Genomic DNA, 18132 nt, shown 5'->3' with positions numbered 1-18132 from the left:
TCATGGGTATCGATCTTCCGCTGATCTGGGCCGTGATCATCATCTTCGGCATCATGATGTACGTGGTCATGGACGGCTTCGACCTGGGGATCGGGATCCTTTTCCCGTTCACTCCCGGCAAGACCGACCGCGACGTGATGATGAACACCGTCGCCCCGGTCTGGGACGGCAACGAAACCTGGTTGGTGCTGGGGGGCGCCGCATTGTTCGGCGCCTTCCCGCTGGCCTATTCGGTGGTGCTGTCGGCGCTGTACCTGCCGCTGATCTTCATGCTGATCGGGCTGATCTTCCGCGGTGTGGCCTTCGAGTTCCGCTTCAAGGCCAAGGACGACAAGCGGCACCTGTGGGACAAGGCCTTCATCGGCGGTTCGATCGCCGCGACCTTCTTCCAGGGCGTGGCGCTGGGCGCCTTCATCGACGGCTTGCCGGTGGTCGACCGGCAATACGCCGGCGGACCGCTGGACTGGCTGACGCCGTTCACGATGTTCTGCGGCGCCGCGCTGGTGGTGGCCTACGCCTTGCTCGGCTGCACCTGGCTGATCATGAAGACCGAAGGCAAGCTCCAGCAGCAGATGCATGACCTGGCGCGGCCGCTGGCGTTCGTGCTGCTGGCGGTGATCGGCATCGTCAGCCTCTGGACGCCTTTGGCCCACCCGGAGATCGCGACCCGCTGGTTCAGCGTGCCGAACCTGTTCTGGTTCATGCCGGTGCCGATCCTCGTGCTGGTGACGATGTACGGCCTGCTCAAGGCCGTGGCGCGCAACGCCAACTACATGCCGTTCCTGCTGACCCTGGTGCTGATCTTCCTCGGCTACAGCGGCCTGGGCATCAGCCTGTGGCCGAACATCGTGCCGCCGTCGATCTCGATCTGGGACGCCGCCGCACCACCGCAGAGCCAGGGCTTCATGCTGGTCGGCACGCTGTTCATCATCCCGTTCATCCTGGGTTACACGTTCTGGAGCTACTACGTGTTCCGCGGCAAGGTCACCCATGAGGACGGCTATCACTAGTTCCCGATAAAGAAGAGCCTGCCCGTGATGGCCTGAGGGCAGGCGCCACCGAACCGACTGAGGAACCCTGCAATGTCCGGCAAACCTTCACTGCACGACATTCAAGAAGCCGAAAAAAAGCCGCTGTGGCAGCGGCTCGGCTGGTTGGCCCTGATCTGGGTCGGCAGCGTCGGCGCGTTGTTCATCGCCGCCAGCCTGATGCGCCTGTTCATGAATGCGGCCGGCCTGACCACCCACTGAATCATCCCGTCCCGTTGCCGCGAGGCACGGTTTTGCAGCCCTCCTCTTGGAGGGCTTTTTTTGCTTGGCTTACTTGCGCGCCTTGAGGATCACGAACTTGGGCGTGGCCGCCACTTGCTCGACGCCCCGGAACAGACGCGCCAGCTTGGCGTGATAGCCCAGGTGGCGGTTGCCGACGATGTACAGCGCACCGCCTGTCACCAGCGCTTCGCGGGCCTGCTGGAACATGCGCCAGGCGAGGAAGTCGCCGACCACCTGCTGCTGATGGAACGGCGGATTGCACAGCACCACGTCCAGCGATTGCGCCGGCTGCCCGGCCAGACCGTCGGCGGCGCGCACGGTCACGTCACGTTCGCCCAAGGCCGCACGCCAGTTTTCGCGGGCCGACTGCACCGCCATGAACGATTCGTCCACCAGCGTGTAATGGGCATCGGGGTTCTGCAGGGCGCTGGCGATGGCCAGTACGCCGTTGCCGCAACCCAGGTCCGCCACCCGTGCGCCGCCGAGGTTTTTCGGCAGGTGCGGCAGGAAGGCGCGGGTGCCGATGTCCAGCCCGTCGCGGCAGAACACATTGGCGTGGTTGAGGAGCTCGATGGCCGGCTCTTCGAGACGGTAGCGGGTCGGGTAAGGGGACGTCGCCGCTGTCCGGGCTTCGGGCGTGGCGATCAGCAGGCGTGCCTTTTTCACCGCCAGCGAAGCCTGCACCGGGCCGATGTAGCGCTCCAGCAGATCGCCGGCGGCCCGGGGCAAGTGCTTGATCATCGCCGCCGCCACCACTTGCGCGCCTGGGGCGAGCTGGCCTTGCAGGCGGATCAGCTGTTCCTCCAGCAGCGCCAGGGTCTTCGGCACGCGGATCAGCACCCGGTCGAACGGCCCGGTCAGCGGTTCGCTCGCCGCAATGCCCCGCACGGCGTCGAACGGCAGGCCGTTGCGGGTCAGGTTCTTCTCCAGGCCCTGAAAGGCCAGAAACGAGTCGCCGCTGCTGCTGACGTTCACCTTGCCGGCCAGGCTGATGGCCAGAGCGCCGAAACTGTCGTTGAGCACCAGTACCCGCGTGTCGGCCGCCGGCTGCTGTTCGGCCAGGTGGTTGAGCAGGTACTCGTCGGCCGCATCGAATGCCTGCAGCGGTTCATTCTGCTGTTCGGGCTGGCGGATCAGGTCGAGACTGGCGAAGGGCGTGTCGAGCAAAGGCATGGGGCGGGGACTCTGGCGGTTCATCGGGTGTCCCGCGGCCCGCAGTGTGGTGCGGCGGAACCCTCCGAGCGGACTGCGGCGTGGCATTCACGTCATCACTCGGGAAGGTTGCGAATGGTACGTTTTTTTCGGGGTGATTACCTGCAAGTTTTCGGGGGACGGCGACAGGCGACCGTTCAGATGATCCCGGCCCGCGCGGCGGCGATGACGGCGGAGATCTTGTTGCACACGTTGAGCTTCTCGATGACGTTCTGCACGTGGTAGTTCACGGTGCGTTCGCTCAGACTGAGGATGCGGGCGATCTCATACGCGGTCTTGCCGGCGGCCGAGAGTCTCAGGACCTCCAGTTCGCGCGCCGACAAGTGCGGTTGGCGGGCGCCGGGCGGTTTCCTGGGCAGGGTCCGGGCGAGCATTTCGCTCAGATGGCTGGTGACGTAGAACATGTAGCCGAAGTGTTCGTACAGCTCCAGCGGGCTGATCGGGCAGTGCTTTCGGCCCAGGCTCAGGATGCTGCAGAGTCCGGATTCCTCGTGATGGAACGATTGTGACCAGCCGTGCTGCAGTTCATGTTCCAGCATGGCGCTCCATAACTTCGGAGTCTTTGAGAACAGTTCTTCGCTCCAGACAATGGGCAGCATGGAACGATTGCAGTGTGCTACTACTGGATCCGACTCTACATAGTTTTCTTGTTCATAGTGGTTGTTCCAGGCGTTTGAGTAGTTATTGATTTTCAAGGTGGTGAACGGCGTTTCCCGGCGCAATGATGTCACTGAGACAGCACAAAAGTTGAAGCCAATGTTTTCGGCGAATCTCAACAGGATCGGGTACGCGGTATCTATTTCCTTGGCGAAAGTCAGCTGCTTTAACTGCGACTCCTTCCACATTTCCATTACAGGCTCTCCGTAAGGTGTTTCGCGGGGGTGCAACTTGGATCCAACAAGAGGCACGCACCGGAGTGTAGGACGATTCCTACATCGAGTGCGGATTTTTTTGCTCTTTAAGCATTTGATATCGGCATAAAGTGTTATTAGGTCGCTCTACGGTCAAGCATTTAACTCGTCATGTAAAAACTAACGGATGATGAACCGTTTGTTCTCAAATGAGGGGAATTGCTATTTGTGCAAATAACACTATTAATTGTCGGTGTATTAGTGTGCGAGTTTGCGCGACACTGGGCCGCATCGTCGATTGGAGTGGCCCATGACCGCCAGCGCAGACAAGTTCACCCGCCAGACCTTGCTTGACGTGCAGCCCTTGACCCCCAGCCTGTTCACGTTGCGCACCACCCGTGATCCGGGCTTTCGCTTCCGGGCCGGGCAATTCGCCCGCCTGGGGGTGACCAAGGCCGACGGCAGCACGGTGTGGCGGGCCTACTCCATGGTGTCGTCGCCGTTTGACGAGTTTCTGGAGTTTTTCTCGATCGTGGTGCCGGGCGGGGAGTTCACCAGCGAACTGAGCCGCCTGCGCGAAGGCGATTCGCTGCTGGTGGAGCGCCAGGCCTTCGGTTACCTGACCCTGGACCGTTTCGTCGACGGCCGGGATCTGTGGCTGCTGTCCACCGGCACGGGGGTGGCGCCGTTCCTGTCGATCCTGCAGGACTTCGAGGTCTGGGAGCGGTTCGAACGCATCGTCCTGGTCTACAGCGTGCGGGAGGCCCGGGAGCTGGCCTATCAAGCGTTGATCGGCGATCTGATGCAGCGTGACTACCTGGCGCCGTATGCGCACAAGTTCCGGTTCATCCCGGTGGTGACGCGCGAGCCGTACGCCGGGGCCCTCAACGGCCGCATCACTGCCCTGATCGAGAGCGGCGAACTGGAGCGCGCGGCAGGGCTGGAACTGTCGGCCGAGCATTCGCGGGTCATGCTGTGCGGCAACCCGCAGATGATCGACGACACCCGGGCCCTGCTCAAGCGGCGGCACATGAGCCTGAGCCTTACCCGGCGTCCGGGGCAGGTGGCGGTGGAGAACTACTGGTAAAAAGAACGGCGCCCGAGGGCGCCGTTCTTCCGTTCATGCCGCAACGCGTCAGGGCCGGTTGTTCTGGGCCTTGAGCAGGTCGCGGATCTCGCCCAGCAGCTCCTCTTCCTTCGTCGGCACGGGTGGTAGGCTCGGGGCCACGGCCTCTTCGCGCTTCAGGCGGTTGATGGCCTTGACGCCCATGAAAATGGCGAAGGCGACGATGATGAAGTCCAGGATGCTTTGGATGAACTTGCCATAGGCCATCACCACGGCGGGCGCAGTGCCCTCGGCGGCCTTGAGCGTGATGGCCAGGTCACTGAAATCCACGCCGCCGATCAGCAGGCCGATCGGGGGCATGATCACGTCGCCGACAAAGGACGACACAATTTTGCCGAAGGCGGCACCGATGATGATACCGACGGCCATGTCGACCACATTGCCTTTGACCGCAAAGGCCTTGAACTCACTTAGCACGCCCATAGGTTATTTCCTTGTTACAGATGAGGTTGGTGTTGGCAGTGTAAATCAGCGAAACGCGGCCTGCGCGAAACACCTCCTTACAATGCTCGCTTTTATCGACACATCTTTCGACGATTAGTTTGCAAAGTGCCACTAATCGCGCGGGAAATAGACCGTAAGCCGCTGATCCGGAAGAAAAATCTGTCAATCATGGCGTTACGAATTTTCTATTTATGTTTGCGGGAACGGTTCTCTAGCCTCTGACTGGCGCACCTGGATGCGCCTTCGAAAAGACAGAGGAACCGCACATGACTTCCGCACTTGGCCTTGGGGCATTGCCCTGCCGCCGCACTTTCGCTGCACTCACCGCCAGCCTGCTGACCCTTTCCGTCAGCGCCGCCCCGTTGACCCGCGACAACGGCGCGGCGGTCGGCGACAACCAGAACTCGCAGACCGCCGGCGCCAATGGCCCGGTGCTGCTGCAGGACGTGCAACTGATCCAGAAGCTCCAGCGCTTCGACCGCGAACGCATCCCGGAACGTGTGGTGCATGCCCGCGGCACCGGTGCCCACGGTACCTTCACCGCCAGCGCCGACCTCAGCGACCTGAGCAAGGCCAAAGTCTTCGCCGCAGGTCAGGTCACGCCGGTCTTCGTGCGCTTCTCATCGGTGGTGCACGGCAACCACTCCCCGGAGACCCTGCGCGATCCGCGCGGCTTCGCCACCAAGTTCTACACGGCCGACGGCAACTGGGACCTGGTCGGCAACAATTTCCCGACCTTCTTCATCCGCGATGCGATCAAGTTCCCGGACATGGTGCACGCGTTCAAGCCGGATCCGCGCACCAACCTGGACGACGACTCGCGGCGCTTCGACTTCTTCTCCCATGTTCCGGAAGCCACACGCACCCTGACGGAGCTGTATTCCAACTCTGGCACGCCGGCCAGTTACCGGGAGATGGACGGTAACAGTGTGCATGCCTATAAGTTGGTCAACGCGAAGGGCGAAATTCACTATGTGAAGTTTCACTGGAAAAGTTTGCAGGGCATCAAGAATTTGACGCCAGAACAAGTCGTGAAAGTTCAAGGGCAGGACTACAGTCATATGACCCATGACTTGGTGGCCAATATCGGGAAGGGCAACTTTCCAAAGTGGGACTTGTACATCCAAGTGCTAAAACCAGAAGATCTGTCCAAGTTTGATTTCGATCCATTGGACGCAACCAAGATCTGGCCCGGTGTTCCTGAGCGAAAAGTTGGACAAATGGTGTTGAACCGCAATCCGTCGAACGTCTTCCAGGAAACCGAACAAGTTGCCATGGCGCCGAGTAATCTGGTTCCCGGCATCGAACCTTCCGAAGACCGTTTGTTGCAGGGCCGGGTATTCGCTTATGCGGATACGCAACTTCACCGTATCGGCACCAACGCCATGCAGTTGCCGATCAACGCACCTAAGGTCGCCGTGAACAACGGCAATCAGGACGGCGCGATGAATGCCGGCGCCAGCCGTTCCGGTGTGAACTTTCAGCCGAGCCGTCTGCAGCCGCGGGAAGAGACGCCGCAGGCGCGCTACAGCCAGACGGCCCTGGAAGGCCGCACCCAGCAGGCGAAGATCCAGCGTGAGCAGAACTTCCGGCAGGCTGGGGATCTGTACCGCTCGTACAGCCGCCAGGAGCGCAAGGATCTGATCGCCAGCTTCGGCGCTTCGCTGGCGGGGGCGGATGATGAGAGCAAGCACATCATCCTGTCTTTCCTGTACAAGGCCGACCCTGAGTACGGCGCCGGGGTGGCGAAAGTGGCCAAGGGCGACCTGGCGCGGGTCCAGGCGCTGGCCGCCAACCTGGCGGACTGAGGTGCGAATGCCGTCGGCCGATGAGCGCCGCTGCGCCCATCGGCCGCGGCTGCGTTATCATCGCGGTTTTTGCCGGGGGTTCAGATGGCCAAGGCCAAGCGCATGTACGGCTGCACCGAGTGCGGCGCCACCTTTCCCAAATGGGCGGGGCAGTGCGGCGAGTGCGGCGCCTGGAACACTCTGACCGAAACCCTGGTCGAGAGCGGCGGGGCGGCGGCGCCGAGCGGCCGCACCGGCTGGGCGGGGCAGCAGGCGCAGATCAAGACGCTGGCCGAAGTCAGCGTCGAGGAAGTCCCGCGCTTCTCCACCGCCTCCGGCGAGCTGGACCGGGTGCTGGGCGGAGGCCTGGTGGACGGTTCGGTGGTGCTGATCGGCGGCGATCCCGGCATCGGCAAATCGACGATCCTGCTGCAGACCCTGTGCAACCTGGCCCGCAGCATGCCGGCCTTGTACGTCACCGGCGAGGAGTCCCAGCAGCAGGTGGCGATGCGCGCCCGGCGTCTGGGGTTGCCGCAGGACCAATTGCGGGTGATGACCGAAACCTGCATCGAAAGCATCATCGCCACCGCCCGACAGGAAAAGCCCCGGGTGATGGTGATCGACTCGATCCAGACGATTTTCACCGAACAGTTGCAATCGGCGCCGGGCGGCGTGTCCCAGGTGCGCGAGAGCGCGGCGCTGCTGGTGCGTTACGCCAAGCAGAGCGGCACGGCGATTTTCCTGGTGGGCCACGTCACCAAGGAAGGCGCGCTGGCCGGCCCGCGCGTGCTGGAGCACATGGTCGATACCGTGCTGTATTTCGAAGGCGAGTCCGATGGCCGGCTGCGCTTGCTGCGGGCGGTGAAGAACCGTTTCGGCGCGGTCAACGAACTGGGCGTGTTCGGCATGACTGACAGAGGGCTGAAGGAAGTCTCCAACCCGTCGGCGATTTTCCTGACCCGTGCTCAGGAGGAAGTGCCGGGCAGCGTGGTGATGGCGACCTGGGAAGGCACTCGGCCGATGCTGGTGGAAGTTCAGGCGTTGGTGGACGACAGCCATCTGGCCAACCCGCGCCGGGTGACGCTGGGTCTGGACCAGAACCGCCTGGCGATGCTGCTGGCGGTGCTGCACCGTCACGGCGGCATCCCGACCCACGATCAGGACGTGTTCCTCAACGTGGTCGGCGGCGTGAAGGTGCTGGAGACCGCCTCGGACCTGGCGCTGATGGCGGCGGTCATGTCGAGCCTGCGCAACCGGCCGTTGCCCCACGACCTGCTGGTGTTCGGTGAGGTCGGCCTGTCCGGTGAGGTGCGCCCGGTGCCCAGCGGCCAGGAGCGCCTGAAGGAAGCGGCCAAGCACGGCTTCAAGCGCGCGATCGTGCCCAAGGGCAATGCGCCGAAGGAAGCGCCGCCAGGCTTGCAGATCATTGCCGTGACGCGGCTGGAGCAGGCGTTGGATTCGCTGTTCGAATAACCGCCGATTCACTGTAGGAGCCAGCCTGCTGGCGATAGCAGACTCCCCGTGACGATCGATTCGACGGGAAAACCGCCATCGCCGGCAGGCTGGCTCCCACAGGGGATCGTCGCTGCTCAGAGTTCGATCAGCGCAGCCAGTTCGCGCTCAAGCTCGGACTCGTCCGCCAGGTTGAGCTCGATCAGCCGCCGCAGGCGCTGGATCGACTCCAGGCTGATGTGCCGGCAGACGAACCCCAGCTGGCCGCGGTCCTCGTGCGCCAGCTGGGCGTCCATCGTGATCTCGACCTCGTCGCTCAAGTGGATGCTGACGAAAAAATCCTGCTTCGGATCGCCGAGCCACGGCTGCGGCTTCTCGATCAAAAATCCCTTGAGTGACAGGTCGACCAGCTTCACCGGCCAGATGCGCTCGCCCTGGCTCAATTCGGTCTTGGCATCGAACGCAATACGTTTGAAGCGGCGACGCTCGCTCATGGCGCACTCCTCTTGAAGGTACGCTGACTATAGACCCGGCCCGCCGGACGCGACCAGCCCGCAGCGGCCTCAGACCAATGTCGGGTATGGTCTTTACGGCCAACAGCGCTAAACTCGGGGTGGCTGTCTTTCTTGTCCACCCTGGCTGGAATAATAAAATGAAAAATAATAATAGCCCGCTACGCCACTTACCCTGGCTGGTGCTGGCAATCGTAGGGGCGTGCGCCCTGGGCGTCGTGGCCTTGCGTCGAGGCGAGGCGATCAACGCCTTGTGGATCGTGGTCGCCGCTGTGGCCATCTATCTGGTCGCGTACCGCTACTACAGCCTGTTCATCGCAAACAATGTGATGCAGCTCGATCCGCGCCGGGCCACCCCCGCCGTGATCAACAACGACGGTCTGGACTACGTGCCGACCAACAAACACATTCTCTTCGGACACCACTTCGCGGCCATCGCCGGCGCAGGCCCCCTGGTCGGCCCGGTGCTTGCGGCGCAGATGGGCTACCTGCCCGGCACCCTGTGGCTGATCGCCGGCGTGGTGCTGGCGGGCGCGGTGCAGGACTTCATGGTCCTGTTCATGTCCACCCGCCGCAACGGCCGTTCCCTGGGCGACATGGTGCGCGAGGAAATGGGCCGCATCCCCGGCACCATCGCCCTGTTCGGCTGCTTCCTGATCATGATCATCATCCTCGCGGTGCTGGCGCTGATCGTGGTCAAGGCCCTGGCCGAAAGCCCGTGGGGCATTTTCACCGTGATGGCGACCATCCCGATCGCGATGTTCATGGGCGTCTACATGCGCTACATCCGTCCGGGCCGCATCGGCGAGATCTCGGTGATCGGCGTGTTGCTGCTGCTGGGCTCGATCTGGCTGGGCGGGCAGGTCGCCGCCGATCCGGTGTGGGCCAAGGCCTTCACCTTCACCGGCGTGCAGATCACCTGGATGCTGATCGGCTACGGCTTCGTCGCGGCGGTGCTGCCGGTGTGGCTGATCCTCGCCCCGCGCGACTACCTGTCCACCTTCCTCAAGATCGGCACCATCATCGCCCTGGCGATCGGCATCCTGGTCACCATGCCCGAGCTGAAAATGCCGGCGCTGACCCAGTTCGTCGACGGCACCGGCCCTGTGTGGAAGGGCGGCCTGTTCCCGTTCCTGTTCATCACCATCGCCTGCGGTGCGGTATCCGGGTTCCACGCGCTGATCTCCTCCGGCACCACGCCGAAGCTGCTGGACAACGAAACCAACGCCCGCTACATCGGTTACGGCGGCATGTTGATGGAGTCCTTCGTGGCCATCATGGCAATGGTCGCCGCTTCGGTGATCGAGCCGGGCGTGTACTTCGCCATGAACAGCCCGGCCGCCGTGGTCGGCGGTGATGTGGTGGCGGTGGCGACGGCGGTCAGCAACTGGGGCTTCGCCATCACCCCGGATGCGCTGCAGGCCGTGGCCCACGACATCGGCGAAACCACCATCCTGGCCCGCGCCGGCGGTGCGCCGACCCTGGCGGTGGGTATCGCGCAGATCCTGCACAGTGTCCTGCCGGGCGAGAACACCATGGCGTTCTGGTACCACTTCGCGATCCTGTTCGAGGCGCTGTTCATCCTGACCGCCGTGGACGCCGGCACCCGCGCCGGGCGCTTCATGCTGCAGGACCTGCTCGGCTCCTTCGTGCCGGCGTTGCAGCGCACCGAGTCCTGGACCGCCAACCTGATCGCCACCGCCGGCTGCGTGGCGATGTGGGGCTGGCTGCTGTACCAGGGCGTGATCGATCCGCTGGGCGGCATCAATACCCTGTGGCCGCTGTTCGGCATCTCCAACCAGATGCTGGCGGGCATCGCCCTGATGCTCGGCACCGTCGTGCTGATCAAGATGAAGCGTCAGCGCTACATCTGGGTCACGCTGCTGCCGGCCGCCTGGCTGCTGATCTGCACCACCACCGCAGGCTTCATCAAGCTGTTCGACGCCAACCCGGCGATCGGCTTCCTGTCGCTGGCCAAGAAGTACAGCGATGCGCTGGCCGCAGGCCAGGTGCTCGCGCCGGCCAAGAGCGTGGAGCAGATGCAGCATGTGATCTTCAACGCCTACACCAACGCGACGCTGACGGCGCTGTTCCTGTTCGTGGTGTTCAGCATCCTGTTCTATGCGCTCAAGGTCGGCATCGCCGCCTGGGGCAAAAAAGAACGCACGGACAAAGAATCGCCGTTCCACGCCCTGCCGGACGCGTAACCTGAGGATTGCACCATGTTCAATGACCTGAGTCGCCTCGGTAAATACCTCGGTCAGGCCGCACGCCTGATGGTCGGCATGCCCGACTACGACACTTACGTCGAGCATATGCAGACCAAGCACCCGGACAAGCCGGTGATGGACTACGAGACGTTCTTCCGGGAACGTCAGGAGGCCCGTTACGGCGGCAAGGGCGGGCCGAAGTGCTGTTGAGCTGACAGCCTGCGGCCGACGCGGTAAACCTGTGGGAGCCAGCCCGCCGGCGATAGCGGAGCGTCATTCGGCAACGATGCCGACTGACCCGCCCTCATCGCCGGCAGGCTGGCTCCCACATTTGTTTTGTGATTCTTTCAGATCAGGAGAAAACGCTTGTCCTCTCCCATTCCCGTCACGGTGCTCAGCGGTTTCCTCGGCGCCGGCAAGACCACCTTGCTGCGCCACCTGCTCAAGGCCGAGCACGGCCTGAAGATCGCCGTGATCGAAAACGAATTCAGCGACGCCGGCATCGACACCCAACTGCTCGGCGATGAGCCCGTGCAGGTCATGACCCTGGCCAACGGCTGCGTCTGCTGCACCATCCACACTGATTTGACCAAGGCCCTGTACCTGCTGCTCGAACGGCTGGACAGCGGCGAAATCGCCTTCGACCGGCTGGTGATCGAATGCACCGGCCTGGCCGACCCGGCACCGGTGGCGCAGACCTTCTTCATCGACGAAGAACTGCGCGAGCGCTACCTGCTCGACGGCATCATCACCCTGGTGGACGCCGCGCACGCCGACCTGCACCTGTCCCAGACCATCGCCCAGGCGCAGGTCGGGTTCGCCGACCGCTTGCTGGTGAGCAAGACGGACCTGGTGGACGAAGCCGCCTTCACCGCCCTGAGCGAGCGGCTGGCGCGCATCAACCGGCGGGCGCCCATCCGTGTGGTCGAGCACGGCCGGATCGACCTGGCCGAACTGCTCGACGTGCGGGGCTTCAACCTCAATGCCGACCTGGGCGGCGGGGTGAGCCTGAGGCCGGTGCGCCAGGCGCCGTCCATCGACCGCATCTCCAGCCTGGTGCTGCGCACCGACCGGCCGCTGGACATCGACCGCCTCAGCGGGTTCATGAACGAGCTGCTGGAGGAGCATGGACGGCAACTGCTGCGCTACAAGGGCGTGCTGAGCATTGCCGGAGAGGATCGGCGGCTGGTCTTCCAGGGCGTGCTCAAGCTGTACGGTTTCGACTGGGACACCGAATGGGCCGACGGCGAGGCGCGAGAGAGTGTGATCGTGTTCATCGCCGATGACCTGCCTGAAGAGAAGATCCGGGCAGGGTTTGCCGAAATGGCAGGCTGAGGGCGCGGCGCCGGCAGGAGGGCTTCCACAGGTTTTGGGCGGCGCCGGCCACTGTGGGAGCAGGCTTGCCCGCGAAGTCGATCTAGCCTGCGGCTCTGTGTTCGCGGGTCGGGTGGAGCAGTCTGTCCTCCAGGCGCTCCAGGTAACGGCTCATCAGCACCGCTGCCTTGTCCGCGTCCCCATCTGCCACCGCCTCGACGATCGCCGAATGCGCCTGCCAGGAGTCGCCCTCGGGGGCCTGCCCGGCATTGCGCGCAATGGCCAGCGACGTCAACGGCACCAGGCTGCCGAGAAAGTGCGCCAACGGCGCATTCCCCGCCAACTGCGCCAGTTGCAGATGAAACTCCCCGGACAGCCGGATCGCCGCACCGTTTTCGGCTTGCGCCAGGGCCAGGCGCTCGCGCTCCACGCATGCCCGCAGGCGCTTGAGCCCGTCAGGCGATGCATTGCGGCAAGCCATGCGCACCAGCGTGGCTTCGGCCAGGCGCCGAGCGTGCAGTGCTTGCCGGGTCTGCTCGGCATCGGGCTCGGCGACCCGTGGCCGATGATGGGTGCGCAACACAATGACGTGCTCATGGGACAACCGCGTCAGCACCCGGCGCACCTGCGCGCGGCTGACGCCGAACATCGCCTTGAGGCTGTCTTCCGTGAAGCGGTCCGCAGGCCCGATCCGCTGCTCCAGGATCGCCTCGAACAATTGCCGATAAAGATCCTCCGCCGGCGCCCGCAGGCCGGGGAAGGGCAGGGCCGCCGACATCCGGCGGGTGTGAGGCGACGTGGCAAGGCTGTTCATGACAGGTCTCCCGTGTGAGGCGATTCAGTTGCCGAGGTGGTCATCCGGAATGTTCAGCTCGATCCCCATCCGGCGTCCTTCGCGCAGGATGTGCCGACGCATTTCGGCGCTGGCCTGGGCGCTGTTCCGGTTGCGGATGGCGCGCACCACGGCTTCGTTCTCTTCCAGGCGTTCGGCCAGGTGCTGCGGCGAATTGCGCAGCACCTCGGCGCTCTGCTTGAGGGCGTTGCCGGTCTGCTGCACCACGCTCTGGAAGATCGGGTTGGCGGTCAGGGCGAACAGTTCTTCGTGGAAGGCGATGTAGGCGTTGGCCCCGGCTTCGCTGTCGCCGGCGTCGAGGGCTTCGCGCATGTCCATCAGGGTCAGGCGCAGTTGCCCGACTTCCTTGCTGCCGACCGACTGCGCCACCAGGCCGACGATGAACGGCTCCAAGGTGTAGCGCAGTTGCAGGACGTCCTCGAGGCTGGCGCGGGCGACGGCGCTGTCGGGGCTCTGCGTGTCCTCGGCCTGCGCCTCGAGCACCACCACGCCTTTGCCGGGCATCGAGCGCACCAGGCCCAGGGTTTCCAGCACGGTCACCGCCTCGCGCAGGCTCGGGCGGCTGATGCCCAGTTGTTCGGCCAGCTCGCGCTGGCCCGGCAGCATGTCGCCGGAACGCCACTGGCCTCGGGCCAGTGCGGCGCGGAGTTTTTCCACCACTGAGTTGACGACGGTTGAAGTAGTAATCACGTGTTCGCTCCATGGGCCGTGCCTGCGCTCCGGCAGGCACGGCGGTCATTCAGAATTCTTTGGCCGCCGCCCGGGCGGCCGGTTTTCTTGGCTGAAAGGTATAGCCTTGCTCGCCGCTGAGCACCTTGTTGGCCCGTTGCACATCGATGTCCCTTTCCCAGCGGGCGATGGCCACGGTGGCGACGCAGTTGCCGGTCAGGTTGGTCAACGCCCGGCCGATGCCCATGAACCAGTCCACCGCCAGCACCAGCACCAGGCCCACCACCGGAATCGCCGGGATCGCGGTCAGCGTCGCGGCCAGGATCACCAGCGCGGAGCCCGGAATGCCGTGGGCGCCCTTGGAGGTGATCAGCGACACCAGCAGGATCGTCAGCAGATCGGTCATGGCCAGCGGCGTGCCGGTGGCATTGGCGATGAAGACGATGGCCAGGGTCAGGTAGATCGAAAAGCCGTCGAGGTTGAACGAGTAGCCGGTGGGGATCACCAGCCCGACGGTGGAGCTGCCGATGCCCAGGTGTTCGAGCTTGCGCATCACTTGCGGCAGCACGGCGTCGGAGGACGCGGTGCCGAGCACGATCAGCAGTTCCTCGCGCAGGTACTTGAGCAACGGCCACAGGCGCAGGCCCGAAAGACGCATCACCAGGCCCAGGACCAGGGACACGAAGGCGGCGCAGGTCAGGTAGAACAGGCCGATCAGGCTGCCCAGGTGCTGCAGCGAATCCAGGCCGTACTTGCTGGTGGTGAAGGCGATGGCGCCGAACACGCCGATGGGCGCCAGGCGCACGATCATGCCCATGATCCGGAAGATCACATGGCTCAGTTCGTTGATCAGCCGCGAGATGCCGGAGGCCGCCTCGCCCACCAGGTTCAGCGCGCTGCCGAACAGGACGGAGAACAGCAGCACCTGCAGGATGTTGTTGTCGGCGAAGGCGCCGAGGGCCGATGCCGGAATCAGATCCATCAGGAACTGGGTGGTGGTGTGCATGTGCTGGCCGCGTTCGGCGATGTCGCCCATGTCGGCGGCGGCCAGCTGTTCCAGGTGGATGTTGGCGCCGCTGCCGATCCCGGTGGTGAAGGCGAAGACCAGGCCGATCACCAGGGCGAGGGTGGTCAGCACTTCGAAGTAGATCACCGATTTGAGGCCGATGCGCCCGACCTTCTTCAGGTCGCCGGCGCCGCTGATGCCGCTGACCACCACGCAGAACACGATCAGGCCGATGAGCATCTTGATCAGTTTGATGAAACCGTCGCCCAGCGGTTTGAGCTGGGCCGAGTATTCGGGGAGGGTCAGTCCGCAGACGATGCCGAGCATCAGGCCGAGAACCACTTGGAGGAAGATCGAACGCGAGCACCATCTGAGCATGGGAGGAATCCTGGTCGGTGTCCTGGCTGCCGGGCGCGTGGCGCTTCGGATTGAGGACTTAATTATTGTGGTCTTACCGGTATGTCCAGTGCGGGGGCAGAATAGGCGCTGTTTCGGGAGGGGTGCAAGTGAAAAATGACAAATTGGCTTGACCGGTCTGACCAGTGGTTCGGTGCTGCCGGTTATCTTGCCTTGCTTGTGAAGAGGCCAAAGCGCGGACGGTCATGTCCGCACCTTGGCGTCGGGTAGGCGGTGCGATCCTTGCGATGCCGGATCAGTAGGGCGCGTTGCGCTGCAGGATGTTCAGCTTGAAGTCCAGTGCGGTCGAACTCTGGTTGGGGTCGGTTCGGATGAACGTGCCGACCTTGGGGTCATATCGGTTCCGGCTCAATCCGGCCCGGAGCAGTTTGCCGGCCCGCGTCTGTATCCGGACGGTGGGTGTGTCGCTGCCGAGTCGATCCAGCGTGACGATCTTGCCGCGGGCGTTCAGCAAGTTGAAAGTGGTCTGGTCGCCGTCTTCGGTGGCATAGGCGTTCAGGAAGTCTTCCTGCTCTTTGCTGACAGTCCTGTAGTAATAGTCTCCGGGAGTCAGAATATAGATCGTGTAATAGTCGTCGAGGCATCTGAAATAAAACGTCAGTGCGTCGGGTGCGACGTTTGGGTTCAGGAACAAATAATCGGAAACATCAATGTGGGAAGAAAGAGTGAAGGGCACGTAGTCGGGGCGCATTGTCGAGACTTTCTTGCCGTAGGTCAGTCTTGGAAAGTGAGGGTTTCCAAGAGGGGTGCTGAAAGTTGCAATGAAGGATTTTTCCTGGTCGGTGCTCATAGGATGCTCAGCGTTCTGAATGTTCGTTGAAAAGTGCAGTGTCGCGGGAAGTTGAAGTGCGTCGGGCAGGCGTGGGTCAGACTTCGTCCGGGTCACTCAGGAACGATGCGTTGCGCTCGATGATCCGCAGCTTGAACACGATGCCTTCCTTGTCGGTTTCGCCCAGGTAGCGGTAGGGCGCGCCTCTTCGGCGGAGGCTGCCGACATGCCGGGCGCTGCGTGCCTGGAGCCGGATGAGGTGGGTGTCGCGGGTCAGGTCCGGCAGCGTGATGACGCGGTTGTCCAGGTTCAGCAGATTGAAGGAGGTGGTGTCGCGACCGGCCGGGAGAAACGCCCCGAGGAAGCCGGAAGGGTCTTTGCTCAGGCAGTATCCTGCATAGACGGGGTGGGACCTTACATAGAGGTGGTAATAGTCGTCCGTGCAGCGGAAGTAGATCGTCATTGGCGCGGGATTGGGGATGTCCTGTCGGGAGCGATGGCCCAGCAGGTGGCTGTCGTTTTTCTGTTTCGGTGCGCCAGTGAAAAAGCCACCGGAAAACTGTGTGTCCAGGCGTGTGGCAGGAGTTTCGTGCAACAGGCCAAGAAAGTTAACGTGCTGAGTGTCCATTGCTAATGTTGCGATGAAAGAGTCTTGCCTGTTTGTTCTCATGGGTTCTTCCTTGAATTCCAGTGGTGAGTGGCATTTGGATTGTTTCTTAGTTGTATGTTTTGGTGTTGTCGTGTGGATGGATTTATTGGCGCTGGCGAATTTGGTGAACGATAACAGTTAGTTCTTTGGTGTGGTCGATAGTGATGGGGTGTTGTTGTTTCAAGTCTTGAATGGCATGAGGGAAAGTTGCTTGGGGAAAGGGGCGCGAGTCAGGGAAACGGGTTTTTGCGGGCGAAAAAAAACCGGCCAATCGCTTGGCCGGTTTTCCGTGCTGGGGTTCAGGCTGCCGTTAGGCGCCGTACACCGGCAGCTTCTTGCAGATGGCCTTGACCTTCTCGCGAACGGCGTCGATCACCGCTTCGTTGTTCAGGTCGGCCAGGATGTCGCAGATCCAGCCGGCCAGTTCCTTGCACTCGGCTTCCTTGAAGCCGCGGGTGGTCACGGCCGGGGTGCCGAAACGCAGGCCGGAGGTGACGAACGGCGAGCGCGGGTCGTTAGGCACGGAGTTCTTGTTCACGGTGATGAACGCTTTGCCCAGTGCGGCGTCGGCGTCTTTGCCGGAGATTTCCTGCTTGATCAGCGACAGCAGGAACAGGTGGTTCTGGGTACCGCCGGACACCACGTCGAAACCGCGCTCGATGAACACGCCGGCCATGGCCTGGGCGTTCTTCACCACTTGTTGCTGGTAGGCCTTGAACTCAGGCTGCAGAGCTTCCTTGAAGCAGATCGCCTTGGCCGCGATCACGTGCTCCAGCGGGCCGCCCTGGGCGCCTGGGAACACGGCGGAGTTCAGCTTCTTCTCGATGTCGGCGTTGGCGCGCGCCAGGATCAGGCCGCCACGCGGACCGCGCAGGGTCTTGTGGGTGGTGGTGGTCACGACGTCGGCGAACGGCACCGGGTTCGGGTAGACGCCGGCGGCGACCAGACCGGCCACGTGGGCCATGTCGACGAACAGGTAGGCGCCGACCTTGTCAGCGATTTCGCGGAAGCGCGGGAAGTCCAGCACCTGCGAGTAGGCGGAGAAACCGGCCACGATCATTTTCGGCTTGTGCTCGACCGCCAGGCGCTCGACTTCGTCGTAGTCGATCAGGCCGTTGGCGTCGATGCCGTACTGGATGGCGTTGTACAGCTTGCCGGAGGAGGACACGCTGGCACCGTGGGTCAGGTGACCGCCGTGGGCCAGGCTCATGCCCAGGATGGTGTCGCCGGCCGACAGCAGGGCCAGGTAGACCGCGGCGTTGGCTTGGGAGCCTGCGTGCGGCTGGACGTTGGCGTAGTCGGCGCCGAACAGTTCCTTGGCGCGGTCAATGGCCAGTTGCTCAACCACGTCGACGTATTCGCAGCCGCCGTAGTAGCGCTTGCCCGGGTAGCCTTCGGCGTACTTGTTGGTCAGCACCGAGCCTTGAGCTTCCATCACCGCAGGGCTGGTGTAGTTTTCCGAAGCGATCAGCTCGATGTGTTCTTCCTGGCGCTGAGCTTCTTGCTCCATGGCGGCAAAAAGGTCGGCGTCGTACTTGGCAATAGTCAAATCACGGCTGAACATGGCGGTCCTCAAGGATCGGGGCAGAA

18 protein-coding genes are annotated in these 18132 nt (G+C 63.1%); 8 read left to right on the top strand and 10 right to left on the bottom strand.

The annotated features are described in order from the left end of the window. Positions 1–2 precede the first annotated feature (2 nt). Positions 3–1010: a cytochrome d ubiquinol oxidase subunit II gene (gene cydB, locus CAG29_RS13920; RefSeq protein WP_085584102.1), complete on the top strand. Its 1008-nt coding sequence runs from the start codon at positions 3–5 to the stop codon at positions 1008–1010. 72 nt (positions 1011–1082) lie between these two features. Then, positions 1083–1250, top strand: coding sequence for a DUF2474 domain-containing protein (locus CAG29_RS13915; protein ID WP_085584104.1), 168 nt, complete (start codon positions 1083–1085; stop codon positions 1248–1250). A 69-nt stretch (positions 1251–1319) separates the two neighbouring features. Here CAG29_RS13915 and CAG29_RS13910 read toward each other — a convergent pair whose 3' ends face one another. Together CAG29_RS13910 and CAG29_RS13905 are read right to left on the bottom strand one after the other, a co-directional pair. Continuing rightward, a complete protein-coding gene (locus CAG29_RS13910) occupies positions 1320–2444 on the bottom strand; it encodes a class I SAM-dependent methyltransferase (protein WP_085584107.1) in 1125 nt (374 codons plus the stop codon). Positions 2445–2620: 176 nt separating this feature from the next. Beyond that, on the bottom strand, positions 2621–3334 hold the full coding sequence (locus tag CAG29_RS13905; protein WP_085694658.1) for an autoinducer binding domain-containing protein: 714 nt from the start codon (positions 3332–3334) through the stop codon (positions 2621–2623). A 310-nt stretch (positions 3335–3644) separates the two neighbouring features. Here CAG29_RS13905 and CAG29_RS13900 point away from each other — a divergent pair, with 310 nt between their 5' ends. Then, entirely contained in the window at positions 3645–4421 is a 777-nt protein-coding gene (locus CAG29_RS13900) for a ferredoxin--NADP reductase (RefSeq protein ID WP_085584111.1), read from the top strand. A 48-nt stretch (positions 4422–4469) separates the two neighbouring features. Here the strand turns inward: CAG29_RS13900 and mscL are convergent, their stop codons facing one another. After that, the gene (gene mscL, locus CAG29_RS13895) at positions 4470–4883 is read right to left on the bottom strand and encodes a large-conductance mechanosensitive channel protein MscL (RefSeq protein ID WP_085694657.1); all 414 of its coding nucleotides are present in this window, start codon (positions 4881–4883) and stop codon (positions 4470–4472) included. A gap of 287 nt (positions 4884–5170) precedes the next feature. Here mscL and katB point away from each other — a divergent pair, with 287 nt between their 5' ends. Then, positions 5171–6712, top strand: coding sequence for a catalase KatB (gene katB, locus CAG29_RS13890; RefSeq protein ID WP_085694656.1), 1542 nt, complete (start codon positions 5171–5173; stop codon positions 6710–6712). Positions 6713–6796: 84 nt separating this feature from the next. After that, complete coding sequence (radA, locus tag CAG29_RS13885; protein ID WP_085584117.1) at positions 6797–8164, top strand: DNA repair protein RadA; 1368 nt, start codon at positions 6797–6799, stop codon at positions 8162–8164. A gap of 116 nt (positions 8165–8280) precedes the next feature. Here radA and CAG29_RS13880 read toward each other — a convergent pair whose 3' ends face one another. Beyond that, a complete protein-coding gene (locus tag CAG29_RS13880; RefSeq protein ID WP_085694655.1) occupies positions 8281–8637 on the bottom strand; it encodes a PilZ domain-containing protein in 357 nt (118 codons plus the stop codon). Positions 8638–8795: 158 nt separating this feature from the next. Here CAG29_RS13880 and CAG29_RS13875 point away from each other — a divergent pair, with 158 nt between their 5' ends. The 3 genes from CAG29_RS13875 to yjiA all read left to right on the top strand — a co-directional run bounded on the left by CAG29_RS13875 (position 8796) and on the right by yjiA (position 12200). Continuing rightward, positions 8796–10862, top strand: a complete 2067-nt coding sequence (locus CAG29_RS13875; RefSeq protein WP_085694654.1) for a carbon starvation CstA family protein — start codon at positions 8796–8798, stop codon at positions 10860–10862. Positions 10863–10877: 15 nt separating this feature from the next. After that, a complete protein-coding gene (locus CAG29_RS13870) occupies positions 10878–11075 on the top strand; it encodes a YbdD/YjiX family protein (RefSeq protein ID WP_085584123.1) in 198 nt (65 codons plus the stop codon). Between the two features lie 156 nt (positions 11076–11231). Then, a complete protein-coding gene (gene yjiA / locus CAG29_RS13865) occupies positions 11232–12200 on the top strand; it encodes a GTPase (RefSeq protein WP_085694653.1) in 969 nt (322 codons plus the stop codon). A gap of 82 nt (positions 12201–12282) precedes the next feature. On the opposite strand, the gene CAG29_RS13860 is transcribed toward yjiA, so the two are convergent. The 6 genes from CAG29_RS13860 to glyA form a co-directional block, all read right to left on the bottom strand. After that, a complete protein-coding gene (locus tag CAG29_RS13860; RefSeq protein WP_085694652.1) occupies positions 12283–12993 on the bottom strand; it encodes a GntR family transcriptional regulator in 711 nt (236 codons plus the stop codon). A gap of 24 nt (positions 12994–13017) precedes the next feature. Then, positions 13018–13722: a FadR/GntR family transcriptional regulator gene (locus CAG29_RS13855; RefSeq protein WP_085632301.1), complete on the bottom strand. Its 705-nt coding sequence runs from the start codon at positions 13720–13722 to the stop codon at positions 13018–13020. Positions 13723–13771: 49 nt separating this feature from the next. Beyond that, on the bottom strand, positions 13772–15085 hold the full coding sequence (locus CAG29_RS13850; RefSeq protein ID WP_085584132.1) for a C4-dicarboxylate transporter DctA: 1314 nt from the start codon (positions 15083–15085) through the stop codon (positions 13772–13774). A gap of 274 nt (positions 15086–15359) precedes the next feature. Continuing rightward, entirely contained in the window at positions 15360–15914 is a 555-nt protein-coding gene (locus CAG29_RS13845; protein ID WP_139831491.1) for a hypothetical protein, read from the bottom strand. Between the two features lie 76 nt (positions 15915–15990). Continuing rightward, positions 15991–16563 (bottom strand): hypothetical protein, encoded by a 573-nt coding sequence (locus CAG29_RS28215; RefSeq protein WP_139831490.1) that lies wholly within the window; start codon positions 16561–16563, stop codon positions 15991–15993. Positions 16564–16852: 289 nt separating this feature from the next. Then, positions 16853–18106, bottom strand: a complete 1254-nt coding sequence (glyA, locus tag CAG29_RS13835) for a serine hydroxymethyltransferase (RefSeq protein ID WP_009050960.1) — start codon at positions 18104–18106, stop codon at positions 16853–16855. Positions 18107–18132: the final 26 nt, after the last annotated feature.

Source organism: Pseudomonas sp. B7(2017), from assembly GCF_002112745.1.
GTDB classification, from domain to species: domain Bacteria; phylum Pseudomonadota; class Gammaproteobacteria; order Pseudomonadales; family Pseudomonadaceae; genus Aquipseudomonas; species Aquipseudomonas ekonensis.
This window is presented reverse-complemented; position numbering and strand designations above follow the sequence as displayed.